This is a genomic window from Asanoa sp. WMMD1127 (genome assembly GCF_029626225.1).
Taxonomy (GTDB): Bacteria; Actinomycetota; Actinomycetes; order Mycobacteriales; family Micromonosporaceae; genus Asanoa.
Genome location: NZ_JARUBP010000001.1, coordinates 4,407,351 through 4,425,688 on the forward strand (window position 1 = coordinate 4,407,351; position 18,338 = coordinate 4,425,688).

General features: G+C 72.7%; 21 protein-coding genes. 14 read left to right on the plus strand and 7 right to left on the minus strand.

Translation table 11 applies throughout. The features are described from left to right. Positions 1–182: 182 nt before the first annotated feature. Positions 183–1,682 (plus strand): glycoside hydrolase family 3 protein, encoded by a 1,500-nt coding sequence (locus O7635_RS21055; protein ID WP_278082166.1) that lies wholly within the window; start codon positions 183–185, stop codon positions 1,680–1,682. Positions 1,683–3,112: 1,430 nt separating this feature from the next. Then, the gene (locus O7635_RS21060) at positions 3,113–3,442 is read left to right on the plus strand and encodes a hypothetical protein (RefSeq protein ID WP_278082167.1); all 330 of its coding nucleotides are present in this window, start codon (positions 3,113–3,115) and stop codon (positions 3,440–3,442) included. A 761-nt stretch (positions 3,443–4,203) separates the two neighbouring features. Here the strand turns inward: O7635_RS21060 and O7635_RS21065 are convergent. Next, a complete protein-coding gene (locus tag O7635_RS21065; protein ID WP_278082168.1) occupies positions 4,204–4,518 on the minus strand; it encodes a hypothetical protein in 315 nt (104 codons plus the stop codon). Between the two features lie 319 nt (positions 4,519–4,837). Here O7635_RS21065 and O7635_RS21070 point away from each other — a divergent pair, with 319 nt between their 5' ends. Then, on the plus strand, positions 4,838–5,440 hold the full coding sequence (locus O7635_RS21070; protein WP_278082169.1) for a TetR/AcrR family transcriptional regulator: 603 nt from the start codon (positions 4,838–4,840) through the stop codon (positions 5,438–5,440). A 74-nt stretch (positions 5,441–5,514) separates the two neighbouring features. On the opposite strand, the gene O7635_RS21075 is transcribed toward O7635_RS21070, so the two are convergent. Continuing rightward, the gene (locus O7635_RS21075; RefSeq protein WP_278082170.1) at positions 5,515–6,672 is read right to left on the minus strand and encodes an amidohydrolase family protein; all 1,158 of its coding nucleotides are present in this window, start codon (positions 6,670–6,672) and stop codon (positions 5,515–5,517) included. Position 6,673: 1 nt separating this feature from the next. Next, positions 6,674–6,958 (minus strand): GNAT family N-acetyltransferase, encoded by a 285-nt coding sequence (locus O7635_RS21080; RefSeq protein WP_278082171.1) that lies wholly within the window; start codon positions 6,956–6,958, stop codon positions 6,674–6,676. A gap of 17 nt (positions 6,959–6,975) precedes the next feature. On the opposite strand from O7635_RS21080, the gene O7635_RS21085 reads away from it, so the two are divergent. From O7635_RS21085 to O7635_RS21125, 9 genes are all read left to right on the plus strand, one after another. Further along, positions 6,976–7,869, plus strand: coding sequence for a phosphotransferase (locus O7635_RS21085; RefSeq protein ID WP_278082172.1), 894 nt, complete (start codon positions 6,976–6,978; stop codon positions 7,867–7,869). 19 nt (positions 7,870–7,888) lie between these two features. Continuing rightward, positions 7,889–8,224 (plus strand): hypothetical protein, encoded by a 336-nt coding sequence (locus O7635_RS21090; RefSeq protein ID WP_278082173.1) that lies wholly within the window; start codon positions 7,889–7,891, stop codon positions 8,222–8,224. A 39-nt stretch (positions 8,225–8,263) separates the two neighbouring features. Continuing rightward, on the plus strand, positions 8,264–9,085 hold the full coding sequence (locus O7635_RS21095) for a DUF1206 domain-containing protein (RefSeq protein WP_278082174.1): 822 nt from the start codon (positions 8,264–8,266) through the stop codon (positions 9,083–9,085). A 126-nt stretch (positions 9,086–9,211) separates the two neighbouring features. Beyond that, a complete protein-coding gene (locus O7635_RS21100) occupies positions 9,212–9,679 on the plus strand; it encodes a phage holin family protein (protein WP_278082175.1) in 468 nt (155 codons plus the stop codon). After that, the gene (locus tag O7635_RS21105; protein ID WP_278082176.1) at positions 9,676–10,023 is read left to right on the plus strand and encodes a DUF3618 domain-containing protein; all 348 of its coding nucleotides are present in this window, start codon (positions 9,676–9,678) and stop codon (positions 10,021–10,023) included. The genes O7635_RS21100 and O7635_RS21105 overlap by 4 nt, the downstream gene beginning before the upstream one ends. Before the next feature lie 33 nt (positions 10,024–10,056). Next, positions 10,057–10,329: a DUF4235 domain-containing protein gene (locus O7635_RS21110; RefSeq protein ID WP_278082177.1), complete on the plus strand. Its 273-nt coding sequence runs from the start codon at positions 10,057–10,059 to the stop codon at positions 10,327–10,329. Positions 10,330–10,365: 36 nt separating this feature from the next. After that, positions 10,366–11,064 (plus strand): LppX_LprAFG lipoprotein, encoded by a 699-nt coding sequence (locus tag O7635_RS21115; RefSeq protein WP_278082178.1) that lies wholly within the window; start codon positions 10,366–10,368, stop codon positions 11,062–11,064. Then, positions 11,042–12,610, plus strand: coding sequence for an MFS transporter (locus O7635_RS21120; protein WP_278082179.1), 1,569 nt, complete (start codon positions 11,042–11,044; stop codon positions 12,608–12,610). Before O7635_RS21115 ends, O7635_RS21120 begins: the two co-directional genes overlap by 23 nt. 167 nt (positions 12,611–12,777) lie before the next feature. Then, positions 12,778–12,981: a cold-shock protein gene (locus O7635_RS21125; RefSeq protein ID WP_007075740.1), complete on the plus strand. Its 204-nt coding sequence runs from the start codon at positions 12,778–12,780 to the stop codon at positions 12,979–12,981. 104 nt (positions 12,982–13,085) lie between these two features. On the opposite strand, the gene O7635_RS21130 is transcribed toward O7635_RS21125, so the two are convergent. Both O7635_RS21130 and O7635_RS21135 read right to left on the minus strand, forming a co-directional pair. Further along, on the minus strand, positions 13,086–13,292 hold the full coding sequence (locus O7635_RS21130; protein WP_278082180.1) for a hypothetical protein: 207 nt from the start codon (positions 13,290–13,292) through the stop codon (positions 13,086–13,088). A gap of 4 nt (positions 13,293–13,296) precedes the next feature. After that, complete coding sequence (locus O7635_RS21135; protein ID WP_278082181.1) at positions 13,297–14,277, minus strand: aldo/keto reductase; 981 nt, start codon at positions 14,275–14,277, stop codon at positions 13,297–13,299. A 97-nt stretch (positions 14,278–14,374) separates the two neighbouring features. Between O7635_RS21135 and O7635_RS21140 the strand changes: the two genes are divergently transcribed. Next, positions 14,375–15,163 carry a trans-aconitate 2-methyltransferase gene (locus tag O7635_RS21140; protein ID WP_278082182.1) on the plus strand — a complete coding sequence of 263 codons (789 nt, stop codon included), beginning with the start codon at positions 14,375–14,377 and terminating at the stop codon, positions 15,161–15,163. After that, positions 15,160–16,182, plus strand: coding sequence for an adenosine deaminase (locus tag O7635_RS21145; RefSeq protein WP_278082183.1), 1,023 nt, complete (start codon positions 15,160–15,162; stop codon positions 16,180–16,182). The genes O7635_RS21140 and O7635_RS21145 overlap by 4 nt, the downstream gene beginning before the upstream one ends. 127 nt (positions 16,183–16,309) lie before the next feature. On the opposite strand, the gene O7635_RS21150 is transcribed toward O7635_RS21145, so the two are convergent. Together O7635_RS21150 and O7635_RS21155 are read right to left on the minus strand one after the other, a co-directional pair. Further along, entirely contained in the window at positions 16,310–16,900 is a 591-nt protein-coding gene (locus tag O7635_RS21150) for a hypothetical protein (protein ID WP_278082184.1), read from the minus strand. Between the two features lie 40 nt (positions 16,901–16,940). After that, positions 16,941–18,311: a HAMP domain-containing sensor histidine kinase gene (locus O7635_RS21155; RefSeq protein WP_278082185.1), complete on the minus strand. Its 1,371-nt coding sequence runs from the start codon at positions 18,309–18,311 to the stop codon at positions 16,941–16,943. Positions 18,312–18,338: the final 27 nt, after the last annotated feature.

An 18,338-nucleotide genomic window follows, 5' to 3' on the forward strand; every position in this document is an offset into this window, starting at 1 on the left:
GAGCGTGCCGATGATGGCGCCGAAGATCTGGACACCGGGTACGTCGTACCAACTCACGTTCTCCGCCGCCACGCGCATGCGGGCAGCGTAGCGCCGTTAACAATTGGAAAGTTTGTTGACTATTTCCGGGGCGGGTGTGACCATTTCGGGGACCGGATGCCTGTCTACGGGGGGATACACAGATGACCGAGCCTGGCGGCGAACTGCTGCGGCTGGCCGCGACCGTTCTGCAGCCCGGGTTCGTGGGGACGGCGCCGCCCGACTGGGTGCGCCGGTGGCTGGGGGAGGGGCTCGGTGGTGTCGCGCTGTTCGCCCGCAACGTCCGCTCGCCGGAGCAGATCGCCGCGCTGACCGCGACGTTGCGGGCCGAGCGGGCCGACGTGCTCGTGGCGATCGACGAGGAGGCCGGCGACGTCACCCGCTTCGAGTCCCGCACGGGCAGCTCGCGTCCCGGCAACCTGGCCCTCGGCGCCGTCGACGACGTCGCGCTCACCCGGGAGGTCGCCTGCGATCTCGGCCGGGAGCTGGCCGCGGTGGGCGTCAACCTCGACTACGCGCCGGACGCCGACGTCAACAACAACCCCGACAACCCGGTCATCGGCGTACGCAGCTTCGGCGCCGACCCGGCCCTCGTCGCCCGCCACACCGGGGCGTGGGTGACCGGCCTCCAGGCCGCCGGCGTGGCCGCCTGCGCCAAGCACTTCCCGGGCCACGGCGACACGGCCGTCGACTCGCACCACGACCTGCCGCACATCCCGCGCGACCGCGCGGGCCTCGACGCGGTCGAACTGCTCCCGTTCCGCGCCGCGATCGCCGCCGGCGTGCAGGCGGTGATGACCGGCCACCTGCTCGTGCCGGCCATCGACCCGTCGGTCCCGGCGACCCTGAGCCGCAACGTCCTCACCGGACTGCTGCGCGACGAGCTCGGCTTCGAGGGCGCGGTGATCACCGACGCCATGGAGATGCGCGCGGTCGTCGACCGCTACGGCTTCGAGGGCGCGGTGGTGGCCGCGCTCGCGGCGGGCGCCGACGCGATCTGCGTGGGCGGCGAGAACGCCGACGAGGCCACCGCGGACCGCCTGCGCACGGCCATCGCCCGCGCGGTGGTCGACGGCCGCCTGGCCGAGGACCGCCTGGTCGAGGCGGCCAAGCGGGTGCAGCACCTGGCAGCCTGGGCCGCGACGGCGCGGGCCTCGTCCGCACCGGGCCCGTGGTACGGCGCGGCCGGCTCACCCGTCGGCCTGGCCGCCGCCCGCCGCGCCGTCAAGGTCGGCGGCTTTGCGCCGTCGTTGCCGCTGCCCGCGGCGCCGCACGTGGTCGAGCTGTCGCCACCGGCCAACATCGCGGTGGGCACCGACACCCCGTGGGGCGTCGCGGCCCCGCTGGCGGCGCTGCTCCCGGGCACGACCGCGGTCCGCCTGACGCCCGCGGACCAGCCGTCCCCGACGACGATCCTCGCCGCCTCGGCCGCCCGCCCACTGGTCGTCGTGGTCCGCGACCTCCACCGCCACGCGTGGATGTCCACTCTGGTGGACGCGTTACTCTCCGCCCGGCCGGATTCCGTGGTGGTCGAACTCGGTGTGCCGGCCGCGGTGATCGGCGCGACCCACCTCGCCACCCACGGCGCAACCCGCTCAGGCGCCCTCGCCGCCGCCGAACTCCTGGCGGGCAGGCGCCCCTGACGTCGGTGGGTCGGTTCTTGGGTCGGCCAGTGGTTTGTTGGCGGGTGGGTGCCGGTGATGTGGGTGGGTCGGTTCTTGGGTCGGCCAGTGGTTTGTTGGCGGGTGGGTGCCGGTGATGTGGGTGGGTCGGTTCTTGGGCCCGCCAGTGGCTTCTTGGCGGGCAGGTGCCGGTGATGTGGGTGGGTCGGTTCTTGGGCCCGCCAGTGGCTTCTTGGCGGGCAGGTGCCCGTGAGGTCGGTGGGTCGGTTCTTGGGCCCGCCAGTGGCTTCTTGGCAGGGAGGCGCCCCTGACGTCGGTGGGCCGGCCCTTGGGCTGGCCAGCCTCGACCGCGTGGCCGCTGAACGGCGGCAGGGACGAGACCGACCGCAGGCTTCTGGGTCGTCGACGCCGAGGCGGCGGGCGCGCACGCACGGGCTCTGTGGCGCCATCACCGCGCCGCGACAGCCCGGCTGCGGCCCATCGCCATCCTCGATCAGCGTTGGCGCCGCGGCGGTTGATCCAGCACCGGCTCGTGCGAAACGACAGCGGCGTCGTGTTGAACGCCGGCTTGACGATTGTGGCATTCCGGGTCGCGGGCGCGATCGGACAACTCGGCCGCGACGGATGATCACGTCGGGGCCACGGCATGTCTTGGTTGGTTTGTTCCTGGTAGGGCAGGACGCCGCGAATTGCTGTTAAACGCCCGAGGACCCGGCCTATGGCAGCAAGCTCGATGCCCGTGTTGAGCAAACCGGTTATGCATTCTGCAATGCGCCATGTTCCGGTCTGACCGACTCTACCTGTCGGTGTCGAAATGCGCGGGGCGCGGCCGTCGATGGACCCGCGCCCAATTTCGCTGATTCACCAGACCGACTGAATCCGCGGCGGCGCGGCCTTTGTCGGCGGCGCGGATTGGCCGGTGCCGTGGCAACGGCCGCCTTTTTGGACTCGGTCGACCTCGCGTTCCTGATCGAGGTCATTGCCTTGGTTGGGCGTGGGTCGTGGGCCGGGGTTTTGGTGAATGTCGTCGCTTTGGTTGGGCTTGGGTCGTGGGCCGGGCATGTGGGTTGGTCGGGTGTCGAGGGCTTGGTGGAGGTCATTGCTGTGAATTGGGCCGGCTGGGTGGGTTGGTCGGGTGTCGGGGCGTTGGTGGAGGTCACCGCTCTGGTGGCGCTCAGCGGGTTTTCCGGGCTTCCGTCTTCGGCCGAGCTCGCGTTGTCGACCGGCCCCGCTTTGGTCATTGCCTTGATCGGGCTCACGGCTTCGAGCGAAGTCGTGAGCCCGACCGGCTTCACGTCCGCGCCCGAAGTCGCCGCCTCGAGCCGGCCGGGCTCGTGGGCTTCGTCGTTGGCCGGAAGGCCGCGCGATGGACAGCAAGGAGGGGGGCTCGGCACTCCGGACGGGACTCGGTCGACGCGGGCCCGCTCGCTCGTAGGCCTGGGTGCCACCCGTTGTTCCGCGTCCTGTTCCGCGCGTATCCGGCGGAGCTTTTCGGCGTGGCGCTGCGCCAATCCCCACGTTCGCCGACATTGATGCGCGCGGCGGAATGCCTCGCGCTCCGGGGAATATCCGCGTGCCCTCGTCCGGTCACGCATGGCGGCCAACTCAGCCTTGGTAAACAACTGAAGCTGCCGCATGCTTCAATTATCCTGCGGCGAGTCGCTTCGCGCATCCCCGGCTCGGCAATCAAGCATGCCAATCTTTTGACCGTGCTGGAATCAATTCGCCGCGCCGATCCGCAGGGCACGCTCCCTCCGCACCAGCCCGGCGCGATGAGATAGGCGACATGCACACCCACAGCGACAGCGCGTGGCTGTGGATGCCGAATGCGGCTGTCGCGACGCGCGAGAAGTGGTGCAGCGTGACTCGAACAATTGCCGATTCGGCGCGTGAGCGAGCCGGCTCCGGTCCCGGCTTCGTGCGGCGCGAGGAGTGGTGCCGTGATTCCCGTCATCGGCGCAGCGCGCGTGCGGACCGGCCTCCGGTCCCTCCGAGCCGCTTTGTGCGGCGGACCGGACGGCTGCTGTGCGGCGGGCCGCATGTTGGGCGGCGGGCCGGAGGGCTGCTGTGCGGCGGGCCGGATGTTGGGCGGCGGGCCGGAGGGCTGCTGTGCGGCGGGCCGGATGTTGGGCGGCGGACCGGAGGGCTGCTGTGCGGCGCGCCCGTTCTTGCGCGGCGGGCAGGCCGGCTGCTGCGCGGCGGGTGCGTTGCTGTGCGGGCCGGCTGTTGCGCGGGCTCGTTGTCCGCGCGGGCCGGTTGTGGCGTGGGCTCGATGGGCGTTGGCCGGCTGTTGCGCGGGCTCGTTGGCCGGCTGTTGGGCGGCGGGCTGGACCGGTTGGGATGGCGGGCCCGTTCTTGCGCGGTGGGCAGGCCGGCTGCTGCGCGGCGGGTGCGTCCCTGCGCGGGCCGGCTTCTCCGCGGGCTCATTGGCTGCGCGGCCCGCTGTTGCACGGGCCCGCAGTTGCGCGGACTCGTTGGCCGCGCGGGTCCGTTGTGCTCTGGCCAGTTGGCGCACAGGCCGAGACCTGTGCGGGCGGCCGGCTTATTGCCCGGTCAGGCGGAGGATTTCGTCGACGACGTGGGTGATCGGGGCGGTGGTGTCGATTGCGGTGCCGGTTTGTGGAAGCATTTCTCGCGCACGGTGTCGCCGCGCGATTAATTCCCGCTCTTCGGGTCTGCCGCCCCAGTCCGACGGGTCGACGGCCACGCGCTCGTCGATCCGGCGCATCACCTCGGCGAGGTCGGGGACCTCGAGGATGAAGACGCCGTCGAACAGGTCGACGTACTTCGCGACGTTGCCGGAGCCTCCACAAAAGAACGTCACCGGCTCGCTCTCGTCCGCGATGATCGTGCGCACGCGGTCGAGGTTCCAGATTCGGGGTCTGGTCGGGGCGGGCGGTCTCGGCTCGCCGGTCTCCGGGTCGCCGGCATAGGACAACTCCCGGTCGCCGTGGATCACGTGGTGACCGCGGCGCTGCAACTCCGTGGCGACCGTGGTCTTGCCGGTCCCGGAGCCTCCGTCGATCAGGTAGTTCCGGACGCCCAATGCCTCACCCCCGATCATCACTGTGCGGCCTCGATCCGGCCAACGCCAGCCAAATAGCTGGCGGAGTGAGTGCTCACTCCGCTAGCCTCGGGCTTGACCTGACGTGGGGTAGAGGTTCGAGGGTGGGCACATGACCGAGAGCGAGACCCGGCGGCGCGCGCCGGGGATGAGTCCCGAGCAGCGGCGGGAGGCGGTGGTCCGGGCCGCGTTGCCGTTGGTGGCCGAGCACGGGGCCGCCGTCACCACCGCCCAGATCGCGCGGGCGGCGGGGATCGGCGAGGCGACGATCTTCCGCGTCTTCGAGGACAAGGCGGCGGTGCTCGACGCCTGCGTGAGCGCGGCGCTCGATCCGACGGTGGTGTTGCAGGAGCTGCGGTCGATCTCGCTCGAGCAGCCGCTCGCGGTGCGCCTGGTGGACGCCGCCGACGCGCTCGAGGCGCATTTCGCGCGGATCGGGTCCGTGCTCGGCGCCCTGCACGCCACCGGGCACGCCGGGCCGCGGCGTGGGCCCGCGCCGGAGGGTGGCCGGGAGCGGTCGGTCAGCGAGACCTTCGCGGCCGTCGCCGAACTCATCGAGCCCGACCAGGACCGGCTCCGGCTCCCGGTGGAGACCCTCACCAACGCCTTTCTCGGCCTGCTCTTCCCCGCCCGCGTGGGCGGACCGAGCACGCCGCGCGCGGTGCCGATCGAGGACCTGGTCGACGTCCTCCTCTACGGCGCCGTCAAGGCTTAGGGCCACCCCGCCGCTCAACGCGGCGCCTGCGACGGAGTCAGGCGCCGCCTCGCGGCTGATCGGCAGGCCCGGTCCTAGACCACCCGGACGCCGGCGCGGAAGACGGCCTCGACCGTGCGGAGCGCGGTGATGTCCGTCGTCGGGTCGCCGGCCACCGCCAGCAGGTCCGCGTCGTAGCCGGCGGCGACGCGACCCTTCGCCGAACCGACCCCGCAGGCCGCCGCCGCGTCGGCGGTCACCGCGCGCAGCGCCGCGGCCGGCTCGTCGCCGAAGAGCAGGAACATCTCGGCGGCGTACGGGAGGACGTCGTGCGGCTTGGACGGGTCGATGCCGGCGTCGCTGGTGACGATCATGCGGACGCCGGCCCGGCGTTGCTGGGTGAAGATCGCCGTCAGGGTGGCGGAGATGGCCGCCGTGCGCGGGTTGACCGGTTGGCCCGGCAGGTAGCCCAGCGTCGCCGAGACGATCGAGTCGCTCGCGGCCAGCTGCGCGATCACCGCCTCGTCGGCCGCCGCGCCGGCCTCGGTGAGGAACGAGCCGTGCTCGATCGTGTCGAAGCCCGCGTCCACCGCCGCGGCGATCGCGGCCGCGCTGTGGGCGTGGGCGGCCGCCGGCAGGCCGTGCCGGTGTGCCTCCTCCGCCGCGACCGCGAGCTCGGCGGGGGTGAACTGCGGGAGGTACGGCTTGGTGCCCGGAGTGATCTCGCCGCCGGTGGCCAGCACCTTGATCACGTCGACGCCCCGGGCCGCGTGGTCGGCGACCGCCGCCCGGATCTCGTCGGCGCCCGAGACCTCGCCGCCCAGCCACCAGCAGTGGCCGCGGGGGCTGGTCAGCGGCGGGCCGGCCGACAGGACCAGCGGGCCGGTGTGCGGCGCGGCGTCGAGCTCGGCCCGCAGGCGGCGCGCCACGTAGCCGCGGTCGCCCAGGTCGCGCACCGTGGTGATGCCGGCGTGCAGGGCCCGGGTGGCCGCCACCCGGGCGCCGCGGAGGAGCTCCTCGTCGTCGACCGTGCGCAGCCGCGACACCGGGTCCGGGCCGCTGTCGAAGACGAGGTGGGTGTGCGCGTCGACCAGGCCCGGCAGCAGGGTCGCCGCGCCGAGGTCCAGCACCGGCACGCCCGAGGGCGGCGGCGTGGAGGTCACGTCGACCACGGTGCCGCCCTCGACGTACACCGTCGGGTCGGAAACGATCGCCAGCCCGTCGAACAGCCGCGCCGCGCGGATGGCCAGCACGTCAGTCGGCGGCCAGCAGGTCCGCGTACTCCGGGTGCTTGTCGATGTAACCCGCGATGAACGGGCACTGGGCGTAGACGCGCAGCCCGCGGGCGCGGGACTCGTCGAGCGCGGCGCGGGCCAACTTGCTGCCGAGGCCCTGGCCCTCGAAGCTCGGGTCGATCTGCGTGTGGGTGAAGGTGATGGCGCCGTCGCGCAGGCGGTACGCCGAGAAGCCGGCATCCTGCCCGTCCACGACGATCTCGAAGCGGTTCCGGCCGGGGTTGTCCTTGACTACGGGTTCCACGCCTACAGTTCTACCCCGTGGGCCGCCCCTTGCGATCGCTCCCGGCACCCGCCGACGTCCAGGCGCTCGTGGTCGCCACCTACGACCTGCCGGCGTCCGGCGTCACCCTGCTGCGGACCCTGGTCAACGACGTCTACCGGATCGACTCCGCCGCCGGTCCGCGAGTGCTCAAGATCTATCGCCACGGTCGGGCCCACGCCGACGTGGCCTGGGAGGCCCGGCTCGCCAACCACCTCGCGGACGGCGGCGTCCCGGTCGTCCGCGCCCACCCCACGGCGGGCACGTTCGACGCGCCCGAGGGCGAACGCGCCTACCTGCTGTGGGAGTGGGCGCCGGGCGCGCTCCCGGGCGCCCGCATCGACGACGACGTGGCGGCGGAGTTCGGGCGAACCGTCGCCGCCCTCCACGCGACCGCCGACGCCGGCGGTCCACCACCGCCCAGCCGCGAGCGCGACCTTCCAATCGCCGCGCTGCACGGCGTCCTCGAGCCCGCCGACCGCCAGCTGCTCGACCTGCTCGCCGCCGCGCTGCCCGAGCGGATCGCCGGCGCCGCCCTCGACCGGGGGATCTGCCACGGCGACGTCTCGCTGGACAACGTCCACGTCGACGGCGGCCGGCTGGTGCTCTACGACCTCGACCGGGCCACTGTGGACTACCGGGCCGCCGACCTGACCGGCGTCGCCACCACCCCGTGGTGGCCGGCTTTCCTGGCCGGCTACCGCGCGACGCGCGAGCTGGCCGACGCCGACCTCGCCGCCCTGCCCTGGCTGCGGGTGCGGGAGCTGATCGCCAACCTGCACTTCCACCTGGTCGACAAGCCGACCTTCCGGGGCACCGACTCGATCGGCGAGGGGTGGGCGGAGCGGGAGCTGTCGGCGCTGCGGGCGGCGGCCGGCCGGCTGCTGGCGTGAGGTCCGTACCCTTGGGCGGGTGAATACGCGACGAACGACCGTGAGCCTTCTCGCGGCGCTCGCCCTCGGCGGCGCCCTCCTCGCCGGCTGCAGCTCCGAAGGAGCCTCCACCAACTGCGGCCTCGACCAGTGCACCGTCACCTTCGACCGGGGTGTCCAGGGCAACGCCAGCATCCTGGGCGTGGACGCCAAGTTCGTGCAGGCCGACGCCAACACCGTCACCCTCGAGGTGGCCGGTGAGCAGATCTCGCTGAGCACCGGCGGCCAGGCCGTCGACGTGGGTGGCCTGCAGGTCTCCCTGTCGTCCATCACCGACAGTGAAGTGTCCGTGCAGATCGCGCGTAACCCCGGCTAGCGCGTTTGAAAAGTTGGCGTGGCGGTCACATTGACCGCCATGTCAACAGCCAGTCGCGCACAGTCGACCGCGTCCCGGGCAGCCAACAGCTCGGCCCTCGAGGGCCTGACCCGGGCCGGCTTCATCGGATACGGCATCGTCCACCTGCTGTTCGCCTGGTTGGCGCTGCAGATCGCGTTCGGCAAGCCCGCCGCCGAGGGCGACCAGTCCGGCGCCCTCATGACCCTGGCGCAGCAGCCGCTCGGCAAGTTCCTCGTGGTCGCGATCGCGGTCGGCCTGCTGGCCATGGCGATCTGGCAGCTCTCCGAGGCGCTCATCGGGCACCAGGACGAGCAGGGCAAGCGGCGGGTGTTCGAGCGGATCGCGTCGGCGTTCCGCACGGTCGTCTACGCCTACTTCGCGTACACCGCGTGGAAGGTCTTCAAGGGCGCGCCCTCCTCGGCCGCCGACAGCCAGCAGAAGAAGACCGAGGACCTGCTGTCCAGCGGCGGCGGCCGGGCCGTGGTGATCATCGCCGGCCTCGCGCTGGCCGGGCTCGGCATCGGGCTCGTCGTCTACGGCGTCAAGAAGGTCTTCGAGCGGCACCTGAAGACCGGCCAGATGTCGCCCTCCACCCGCCAGTTGTCCCGGCGCCTCGGCATGGCCGGTTACAGCGCCAAGGGCGTGGCGTACGGCATCGCCGGTGTGCTGTTCGTCGTCGCGGCGGCCACCTACGACCCGCAGAAGGCGCGCGGCCTCGACGCCGCCCTCGAAACGCTCCGCGGGCAGGCGTACGGCGCTATCCTGCTGACCCTCATGGCCCTCGGGATCGCGGCTTTCGGCCTGTTCTGCTTCCTGCAGTCGAAGTACCGCAAGGTCTGACACACTGATCATGGGGATATGTCCGTTCCGGGAGGTATCCGCCACGCACCCGTGACTCGCTCCGGACACGAGGATTGACCGGAGCGGACACGGGGCATACGAAAGGCAGCAGTGAGAGGAGGCCCGATGGTCGACGCCCGCAACGCCGCCGCACCGCCCCGTGCCGACGCCGATCCGTCGACGGGTGAGCTGGTGCAGCGCGCCACCGAACAGGTTTCCCGCCTGGTCCGCGACGAGCTCGCGCTGGCCAAGGCCGAGCTGACGCAGAAGGCCAAGCACGCCGGCATCGGCGTCGGGCTCTTCGGCGGCGCCGGCGGCCTGGCCTTCTTCGGGATCTCCGTGCTGATCGCCACCGCGATCATCGCGATCGACATCGCGCTGCCGCTCTGGCTGTCGGCGCTGATCGTCGGCGCGTTCCTGATGATCCTCGCCGGCCTCTTCGCGCTGGTCGGGCGCGGCCAGGTCAAGCGGGCCACGCCGCCGGTGCCGCCGGACGTCACCGAGGGGCTCAAGGCCGACCTCCAGACCGTCAAGGACGGCTTCCGCCACAATGGCCACAAGAACGGCCGCGGCTCAGGGGGTACGGCGCGATGACGGCAGGCAACGGCAACGGCCACAGCAACGGCAGCACCTCGTCGGACCCGGCCGTCCTGCGCGCGGAGATACGGCGCACGCGGGCGGAGCTCGGCGAGACGGTCCAGCTGCTCGCGGCCAAGGCCGACGTCAAGTCCCGGATGAAGGTCTCGGCGAGCCACGCGGCCGACCGCTTCAAGGCCAAGGCGAGCACCGCCGCGGCCCGGGTGCGTGACACCAACGGCGGCCGGCCCGCGGGCCAGGCCGCCCTGCGGGCCAATCCGGTGCCGGTGGCGACGCTGATCGGCGTCGCGGCCAGCGCTGTCGCTGTCATCCTGATGGTGATGCGTAGACGTCGCCGTTAACCGGCGAGGTCCGGGGTTCTACGGGGGGAACCAGTGACCAAGCAGATCAGCAAGTCGAGCTACAAGCCGGTCGGCATCGTGCTGGGGCTCGCCGCCGGCACGCTGTCCGGGATGGTCTTCCAGCGGATCTGGGCGATGACCATGCGCGGCGACGCGCCGCACCCGATCGACGAGGAGCGGGGCTGGGGCGAGGTGCTGCTGGCGGCCGCCATGCAGGGCGCCATCGTGGCGGTCATCCGCGCGTCGATCGACCGCGCGGGCGCGACCGGCATCCGGAAGTTCACCGGCCACTGGCCGCACGACTAGACGGGCGGGGAGCGCCGGGATGAGTAGCATCCCGGTATGCGTCCTCCCCGCACATTCATCATCGCCGTCCTGCTGGCGGCGCTGGCCTCGGTCGGCGCCTGCGGCGACGGCGACAACGACGCCACCGCCGGCGACCCGAACCTGCCGGCGGCCGCCACGCTGCTCTCCGAAGCGGCCGCCAAGATGCGCACGGTGACCTCGGCCGCGTTCGACATCACGACCGAGGGGGAGACCGGCGCGCTGCCGATCCGGTCCGCCAACGGGTCGATCGACCAGACCGGCACCGCCCAGGGCACCGCGACGCTCGACCAGGTCGGCATGCCGATCGAGCTGTCGTTCGTGGCCAAGGACCAGTTCCTCTACGTCAAGGGCCTGACCGCCGGCTGGCAGAAGGTGCCGCTGGCGCAAGCGGCCGCCATCTACGACCCGACGGCGATCCTCGACCCGGAGAAGGGGATCGGGGCCGTGCTCGCGTCGGCCCAGGGCACCACCAAGAGCCGGGAGACGCTCGACGGGGTCGAGCACTACGTGGTGGACGCGACCTTCGACGGCGCAGCGATGGCGCGGCTGGTGCCGGGCGTCACCGGCGACGTGAACGGCACGGTCTGGATCGCCGGCGACACCAAGCTGGTCAACCAGCTGCGGTTCACCGTCCCGGGCGACAAGCAGGGCACCGTCACGATCAAGTTCGCCGACTTCGACAAGCCGGTCGATGTCGACGTCCCCACCGTCTAGTCGCGGCCGCCTCGCCCTCTCCGCGGGCGGGGTGGCGGTGCTGCTGGCGGCGCTCGACGCGTACGTCGTCGTGACCATCCTCGTCGAGATCATGAAGGACCTCGACGTGCCGGTGAACCGGCTGGAGCGGATCACTCCGGTGGTCACCGGCTACCTGCTGGGCTACGTGGCCGGGATGCCGCTGCTCGGCCGCCTGTCCGACCGCTACGGGCGGCGCCTGGTGATCCAGGTCTGCCTGGCGGGGTTCGCGGCCGGCTCGCTGGTGGCCGCGCTCGCGCCCGGCCTGACCGTGCTCACGGCCGGCCGGGCGCTCCAAGGGCTGGCCGGCGGCGCCCTGTTGCCGGTGACCATGGCCCTGGCGGCCGACCTGACCGTCGAGCGACGCCCCCTGGCCCTCGGCCTGGTCGGCGCGGCGCAGGAGCTGGGCAGCGTGCTCGGGCCGCTCTACGGGGCGCTGGTCGCCGCCGTGGCGGGCTGGCGTGGCGTCTTCTGGATCAACCTGCCGCTGGCGCTGCTGGTCGCCGTGGCGGTGCACCGGGGCCTGCCCGGGCGGGCCGAGGAGAGACGCGAGCGGCAACCGGTCGACGTGGTCGGCGGGCTGCTGCTGGCGGTGGCGCTGGGCCTGCTGGTGGTCGCCCTCTACAACCCGGATCCGGCCGAGGCGGTGCTGCCCAGCTGGGGCTGGCCGGCGCTGGGCGGCGCGGCCGCCGTGGTGCTCGCGTTCGTCGCCTGGGAGGCGAAGGCCCGGGTGCGCCTGCTCGACCCGGCGGGGGCGCGGCTCCGGCCGTTCTCCGCCGCGCTGGTGGCCAACCTGCTGGCCGGCGCCGCGCTGATGGTCACCCTGGTCGACGTGCAGCTGCTCGCGCAGACCGTGCTCGGGCGCGACGGGCTCGACGGCGCGCTGGTGCTGACCCGCTTCCTCATCGCGCTGCCGGTCGGCGCGGTGCTCGGCGGGCTGCTCACACGGCGGCTCGGCGAGCGTGCGCTGACCTTCGCCGGGCTCGGGCTCGCCGCGGCGGCGTACCTGCTGATCGCGAACTGGCCCGCCGATCTCGCGGCCGCCCGGCACGGTCCGCTGCCCCGGATGGACACCGACCTCGTGCTCGCCGGCCTCGGGCTCGGTCTGGTGATCGCCCCGCTGTCGGCGGCGGTGCTGCGCGCGGTGCCCAGTGCGCAACATGGAATCGCGTCGGCGGCCGCGGTGGTCGCCCGTACGGTGGGGATGCTCGTGGGTGTCGCGGCGTTGACCGCCTGGGGCCTGCACCGTTTCCAGGAGCTCACCCGCGACCTCGTGCCGCCGCTCGGGTTCGGTGTGGACGCACAGACGCAGGCGGAGCGGATGGCGGCCTACCAGGCGGCCGTCGCGGCGGCGCTGCGGCAGGAGTACCGGGAGATCTTCCTGGCCACGGCCGTGTTGTGCGCGCTGGGAGCGCTCGTCGGGCTCGCGCTGGCGGGGCGACACGTCGATGCCCGTACTCCGGATGTATCCATTCCGGTATCGAACTCCGACGCCGCAGATCACATGTCGGAGAAATTCGTCGGGTAGGCTATGCGGAGTTTTTCGGTACGTGGTTTGCTGGTCCCCGCTGTTGATGAGACATCGGGGTTGAGAGACCTCCTTCGTTGAGATGGAGGCCGACTCAGGCGCCGCTGCTCGAAAACGGCCAACCGGCCGCACGGCGTTCGGCCGCCAGTTTCGACAAGGAGATACACATGGCGCAGGGAACCGTGAAGTGGTTCAACGCAGACAAGGGCTTCGGCTTCATCACCGTCGACGGCGGGGGTGCTGACGTGTTCGTCCACTTCTCGGCCATCCAGACCAGCGGCTACCGCACGCTGGAGGAGAACCAGCGGGTGGAGTTCGAAATCGCCCAGGGCCAGAAGGGTCCGCAGGCCGAGCAGGTCCGCCCCATCTGACGTTTCACGAACCAGACGTATAGACCGGCACGCGCCGGTCGCGATTGAGTCGAGCTCCGCACCCTGCCCTGTGTGCGGGGCTCGATTCGTGTCCGGGCCCATGCTCACGGCTGCCGCTTCGCGCGGTTGCGGGCCCGCAGGCCGACGACGAGCAGCACGAGCCCGAGGACGACCACGATCGGGCCGACGATCGTCCACACGTCGTCGCCCGACATGAGGCTGCCCCGCAGGTAGCCGAGGCCCTGCAGGGTCCACACCAAACCGACGACGACGGCCAGCAGGCCGAGCGTCAGGCGGAACCAGCCCGTCATGTCGTCACCACCGGTCGTGGACCGCCGGCCGGATGAGCTCGTCGTAGGTGTCGCGCACGGTGCCCAGCGCGTCCGGCGTGAGTGGCGACAGGTCGGCCGCGACCAGGTTCGCGCGTGCCTGCTCGGGGTTGCGGGCGCCGGGGATCACCACGGTCACGCCAGGCTGGTCGATCACCCAGCGCAGCGCGAACTGGGCCATGGTGGCGCCGGCCGGCACGTGCGGGCGCAGCCGGTCGACCGCGCGCAGGCCCGTCTCGAAGTCGACACCCGAGAACGTCTCGCCGGCGTCGAACGCCTCGCCGTGGCGGTTGTAGGTGCGGTGGTCGTCGGCCGCGAACGTCGTGCCCGCGTCGTAGCGGCCGGAGAGCAGGCCGCTGGCCAGCGGGACGCGGGCGATGATGCCGACGCCGGCCGCCTGGGCCGCCGGGAGCACCTGGTCGAGCGGCTTGAGCCGGAACGCGTTCAGGATGATCTGGACACTGGCCACCTGCGGGCGGGCGATCGCGGTCAGCGCCTGGTCGACGGTTTCCACGCTGACGCCGTACGCCGCGATCGCGCCGTCGTCGACCAGCGCGTCGAGCGCGTCGAAGATCTGGTCGTCGTGGAACACGGCGGTCGGCGGGCAGTGCAGCTGCACCAGGTCGAGCCGGTCGACGCCCAGGTTGGCGCGGGACCGGTCGGTCCAGGCCTTGAAGTTGGCCGCGGTGTAGTTGGCGTGCTCCTGCGGCACCCGGCGGCCCATCTTGGTGGCCACCATGAGCTGTTCCGGTCGCCGGCGGAGGAACCGGCCGATGAGCTGCTCGCTGCGGCCGTCACCGTAGACGTCGGCGGTGTCGATGAACGTGGCGCCCGCGTCGACGGCGGCGTCGAGCGTGGCGAACGCGTCGTCGTCGCTCACCTCGCCCCAGTCGGCGCCGAGCTGCCAGGCGCCCAGACCCACCACGGACACGTCCCGGCCGATCCGGCCGAACCTGCGGTACTCCACGGTGGCACCCTATCTGGAACGTTTAAAGGGGCTTGCCGGCGGTCCCGCATGCTCCGTAGTCTCGCTAACAAGACGGACGTACGGTTTGGAGGATGCGATGTGGGACCCCGCGGTCTACGGGCGCTTCGGTGACGAGCGCTCCCGCCCCTTCCACGAGTTGGTCGCCCGGATCCCGGCCGAGCGCCCGCGCCAGGTGGTCGACCTCGGCTGCGGCCCCGGCACGCTGACTGCCACGCTGTCGGCGCGCTGGCCGGACGCCTTGGTCCGCGGCATCGACTCGTCCGCCGAGATGATCTCGTCGGCTCGCGCGCTGGACGCGCCCGTCGACTTCGCGGTCGGCGACCTGCGCGACTTCGTGCCCTCGCCCGGCGTCGACGTGGTCGTCTCCAACGCCGCGCTGCAGTGGGTGCCCGGCCACGAGGCGCTGCTGCGGCGCTGGGCGGGCACGCTGCCGGCCGGCGCCTGGCTGGCCTTCCAGGTGCCCGGCAACTTCTCCTCGCCGGCCCACGACGCGCTCTACGAGCTGGCCGCCGCGCCGCGCTGGAAGGCGACGCTGGGCGACGTGGCGCGGCGGATGCCGGTGCCGTCGGCGGCGGAGTACGCGGCCGAGCTGACCGCGGCGGGCTGCGCCGTGGACGCCTGGGAAACTACCTACGTGCACCTGCTCCCCGGCACCGCCGCCGACCACCCCGTCCTCGCCTGGCTCGAGGGCACGGCGCTGCGCCCGGTCCGGGCCGCGTTCGGCGCCGACGAGGCCGGCTGGGCCGCCTACCGGGCCGAGCTGGGTGAGCGGCTGGCGGCGGCCTACCCGATCCGCCACGACCGCGCGTTCTTCCCCTTCCGCCGCGTCTTCGTCGTGGCACAGATCCAAGGAGCGACCCCGTGACCGACCTCGCCGCGTTCATCGCCGGCCTGCCCAAGGTCGAGCTGCACGTCCACCACGTCGGCTCGGCCTCACCGCGGATCGTGGCCGAGCTGGCCGCCCGGCACGCCGGCAGCACGCCGGTGCCGACCGACATCGACGAGCTCGCGTCCTATTTCGAGTTCCGCGACTTCGGGCACTTCATCGAGGTCTACCTGTCGGTGGTCGACCTGATCCGCGAGCCGGAGGACGTGCGGATCCTGACCTACGAGGTGGCCCGGGAGCTGGCCCGGCAGCAGGTGCGCTACGCGGAGCTGACCGTCACGCCGTACTCGTCGGTCCGCCGCGGCATGCCGGCGCCCGAGTTCTGCGCGGCGATCGAGGACGCGCGACTGGCGGCCGAGAAGGAGCTCGGCGTCGTGCTGCGCTGGTGCTTCGACATCCCCGGCGAGGCGGGCCTGCCGTCGGCCGAGGAGACGCTGCGGATCGCGCTCGACGAGCGGCCCGACGGCCTGGTCTCGTTCGGGCTCGGCGGACCGGAGGTGGGCGTGCCGCGCCCGCAGTTCAAGCCCTACTTCGAGAAGGCGCGGGCGGCCGGCCTGCGCCTGGTGCCGCACGCCGGCGAGACGACCGGCCCGGAGACCGTCTGGGACGCCGTGCGTGAGCTCGGCGCCGAGCGGATCGGCCACGGCATCTCGGCGGCCCAGGACCCGGCGCTGATGGCGCATCTGGCCGCCGAGGGCATCCCGCTGGAGGTCTGCCCGACGTCCAACGTCCGGACCCGGGCCGTGGCGTCGCTGGCCGAGCACCCGCTGCCCACCCTGGTCGCGGCCGGCGTCCCGGTCACCATCAACTCCGACGACCCGCCGATGTTCGGCACGACCCTCAACGACGAGTACGCCGTGGCGGCCCGGCTGTTGGACCTCGACGCCTCGGGCCTGGCCCGGCTCGCGGTTGCGGCGGTGGACGCGTCGTTCCTGCCGGCGGGGGAGAAGGCGCGGATCACCGCGGAGATCAACGCCTACGCCGCCGCCGCGAGCTGAACCGAGGTCGAAGCGGCGGAAGGGACCCTTCCAATCGGTTTGCGCGCGACGGGCCGCGGACCTGGCAGCGAAGCGGTCCCCGGCGGGAGCGACGGTCGCGCCCACCGCGGGCCCGGGAACGCCGCCCTTATCTCTTGGCCGTCGCCTTGGATCGCGCCGGCTTGGCCGGCGGCGTCTCGGCCGCGCGGCGGTTGCGGAGCATGAGCGCGAGCACCGCGCAGCCGATGCCCCCCAGGGCCGCGATGCCGATCAGCAGCCAGGCGGTGCTGTTGCCGCCGCCGTCGCCCTCGCCGGCCGGGGCCGAGGCGGCCAGCGGGGTCGGCGCGTCGCAGTTGGACTGCTGCGTGTTGTTGCTCGTGCCGGCGTCGAACGCGGCCGTGCAGGTGCGGGCGATCGGCGGGCCGAACTCGACCGTGACGTCCCACTTGCCGGCCGGCAGCGTGCTCATGTAGACGAGGGTGCCGGGCGCCGACGACTGCACCATCTTGGCCGGCGCGACCGCGGTGCCGTCGGCCTCCTTCGCGGAGAACGTGGCGTCGACGTAGCCCTCCGCCGGATGCCCGTCCTCGTAGGTCACGTTGACCCAGACCGACCCGCGGCCGTCGGTGTTGACGGTGATCTTCGCTCCGCCGTGCGCGGCGGCCGGCGACGGCCAGGCCAGCAGGACCAGAACGGCGGCGAGCAACAGACCGGCGGCGCGGCGGGGGGTCAGCGTCACCGCGCCAGTATCGCCGCCGGTCGATCGTTCGCGAAAGGGCCTAATCTTTCTGGCGGCGCTTCTCGCGGCGGCGGGCGGCGGGTTCGCGGGCCAGGCGGCCGACCAGGCCGAACCGGCTGACCTGCTTCTCGGGGGTGTCGGGGTCGCGCAGCAGCATCACGACGCTGGCGCCGCCCAGCTGGGCCCGGTCGATGCTGACCGAGCCGTGTGCCTGCAGCGTGACCCGCTTGGCGATGTCGAGGCCGAGGCCCGTCGAGCCGCGGTCGCTGGCGCCGCGGCGCAGGGCTCGCTCGGGGTTGGCGATGCCGGGGCCCGCGTCGTCGACCCGGACCGCGACGTAGCCGTCGCGGCGGGAGATCGCGACCTCGAACGCCGTGCTCTGCGGCGTGTAGCGGAAGACGTTGCCGATGATCGCGTCGATCGCGGCGGCGAGCTCGGCCCGCGGGACCGGCACCTGGATGCGGGTGTGCGCGCCGACGACCCGGTGGGGGCGGTTCTGGTCGTCGGCGAGCTGCGACCAGAAGACCATCCGCTCGCGGACGACCTCGCTCGCGTCGCAGCTGCCCGGCCCGGCGTCCTGCGAGATGGTCTTGCGGGTGGTCTTGATCAGCACGTCGATCTCGCCCTCGAGCGTGACGATCGCCTGCCGGATCCGCCGGATCGTGCGCCGCCGGTCGAGCTCGGCCTCGCTGAACGAGCCGATGCTGGTGTCGTCGGAGTCCAGGGCGTCGGCGTCCAACCGCAGGACGGTCAGCGGCGTACGCAGCCGGTGCGACAGATCGGCCACCAGCTCGAACTCGTCGGTGCGGGTGACGCTGAGCCGCTCGGCCATCCGGTTGAAGGCCAGCCCGGCCAGGGCCAGCTCGTGCGGGCCGCTGGGCTGGACGCGGTAGGTCAGGTCGCCGTCGCCCAGCGCGACCGCGGCGTTGGCCAGGGTGCGGGCCGCGCCCACGGCCCGGCCGGCGATCCGGTCGACCACGATCACCGTGACGATCACCAGGGCCAGCGCGATGCCGAACAGGATCAGCCAGGTCTGCCCGGAACCGCCCGACAGCACCGGGTCGGCCACGAACACCTCGATCACCGCGATCTTGTTGCCGACCCGCACCGGCTCGAGCCGCAGCGCCCCGCCGTCGACGTCGACCACCACCGGCTCGGTGCCCGCCGAGGCGCGCTCGATGTCGACGCCGGCGGCCTTGGACTTGGCCCCGGCCTCGACGCCGTGCACGTGGATGTCACCGCCGGCGGCGGCGATGGCGGTGTCGAGCTGGCCCGGGTCGGACGTGACGGTCAGCGCGCCGGCCACGATGCCGCTGCGCCGGGCGGCGTTGGCCAGCGCGTCCTCCCGGTTGTCCCGCTGCACCGTGATGCCGAGCGGGATGAGGAACGCGAGCGCGACGATCGTCGTCATGCCGGCCGTCAACGCGGCCAGCGCCGG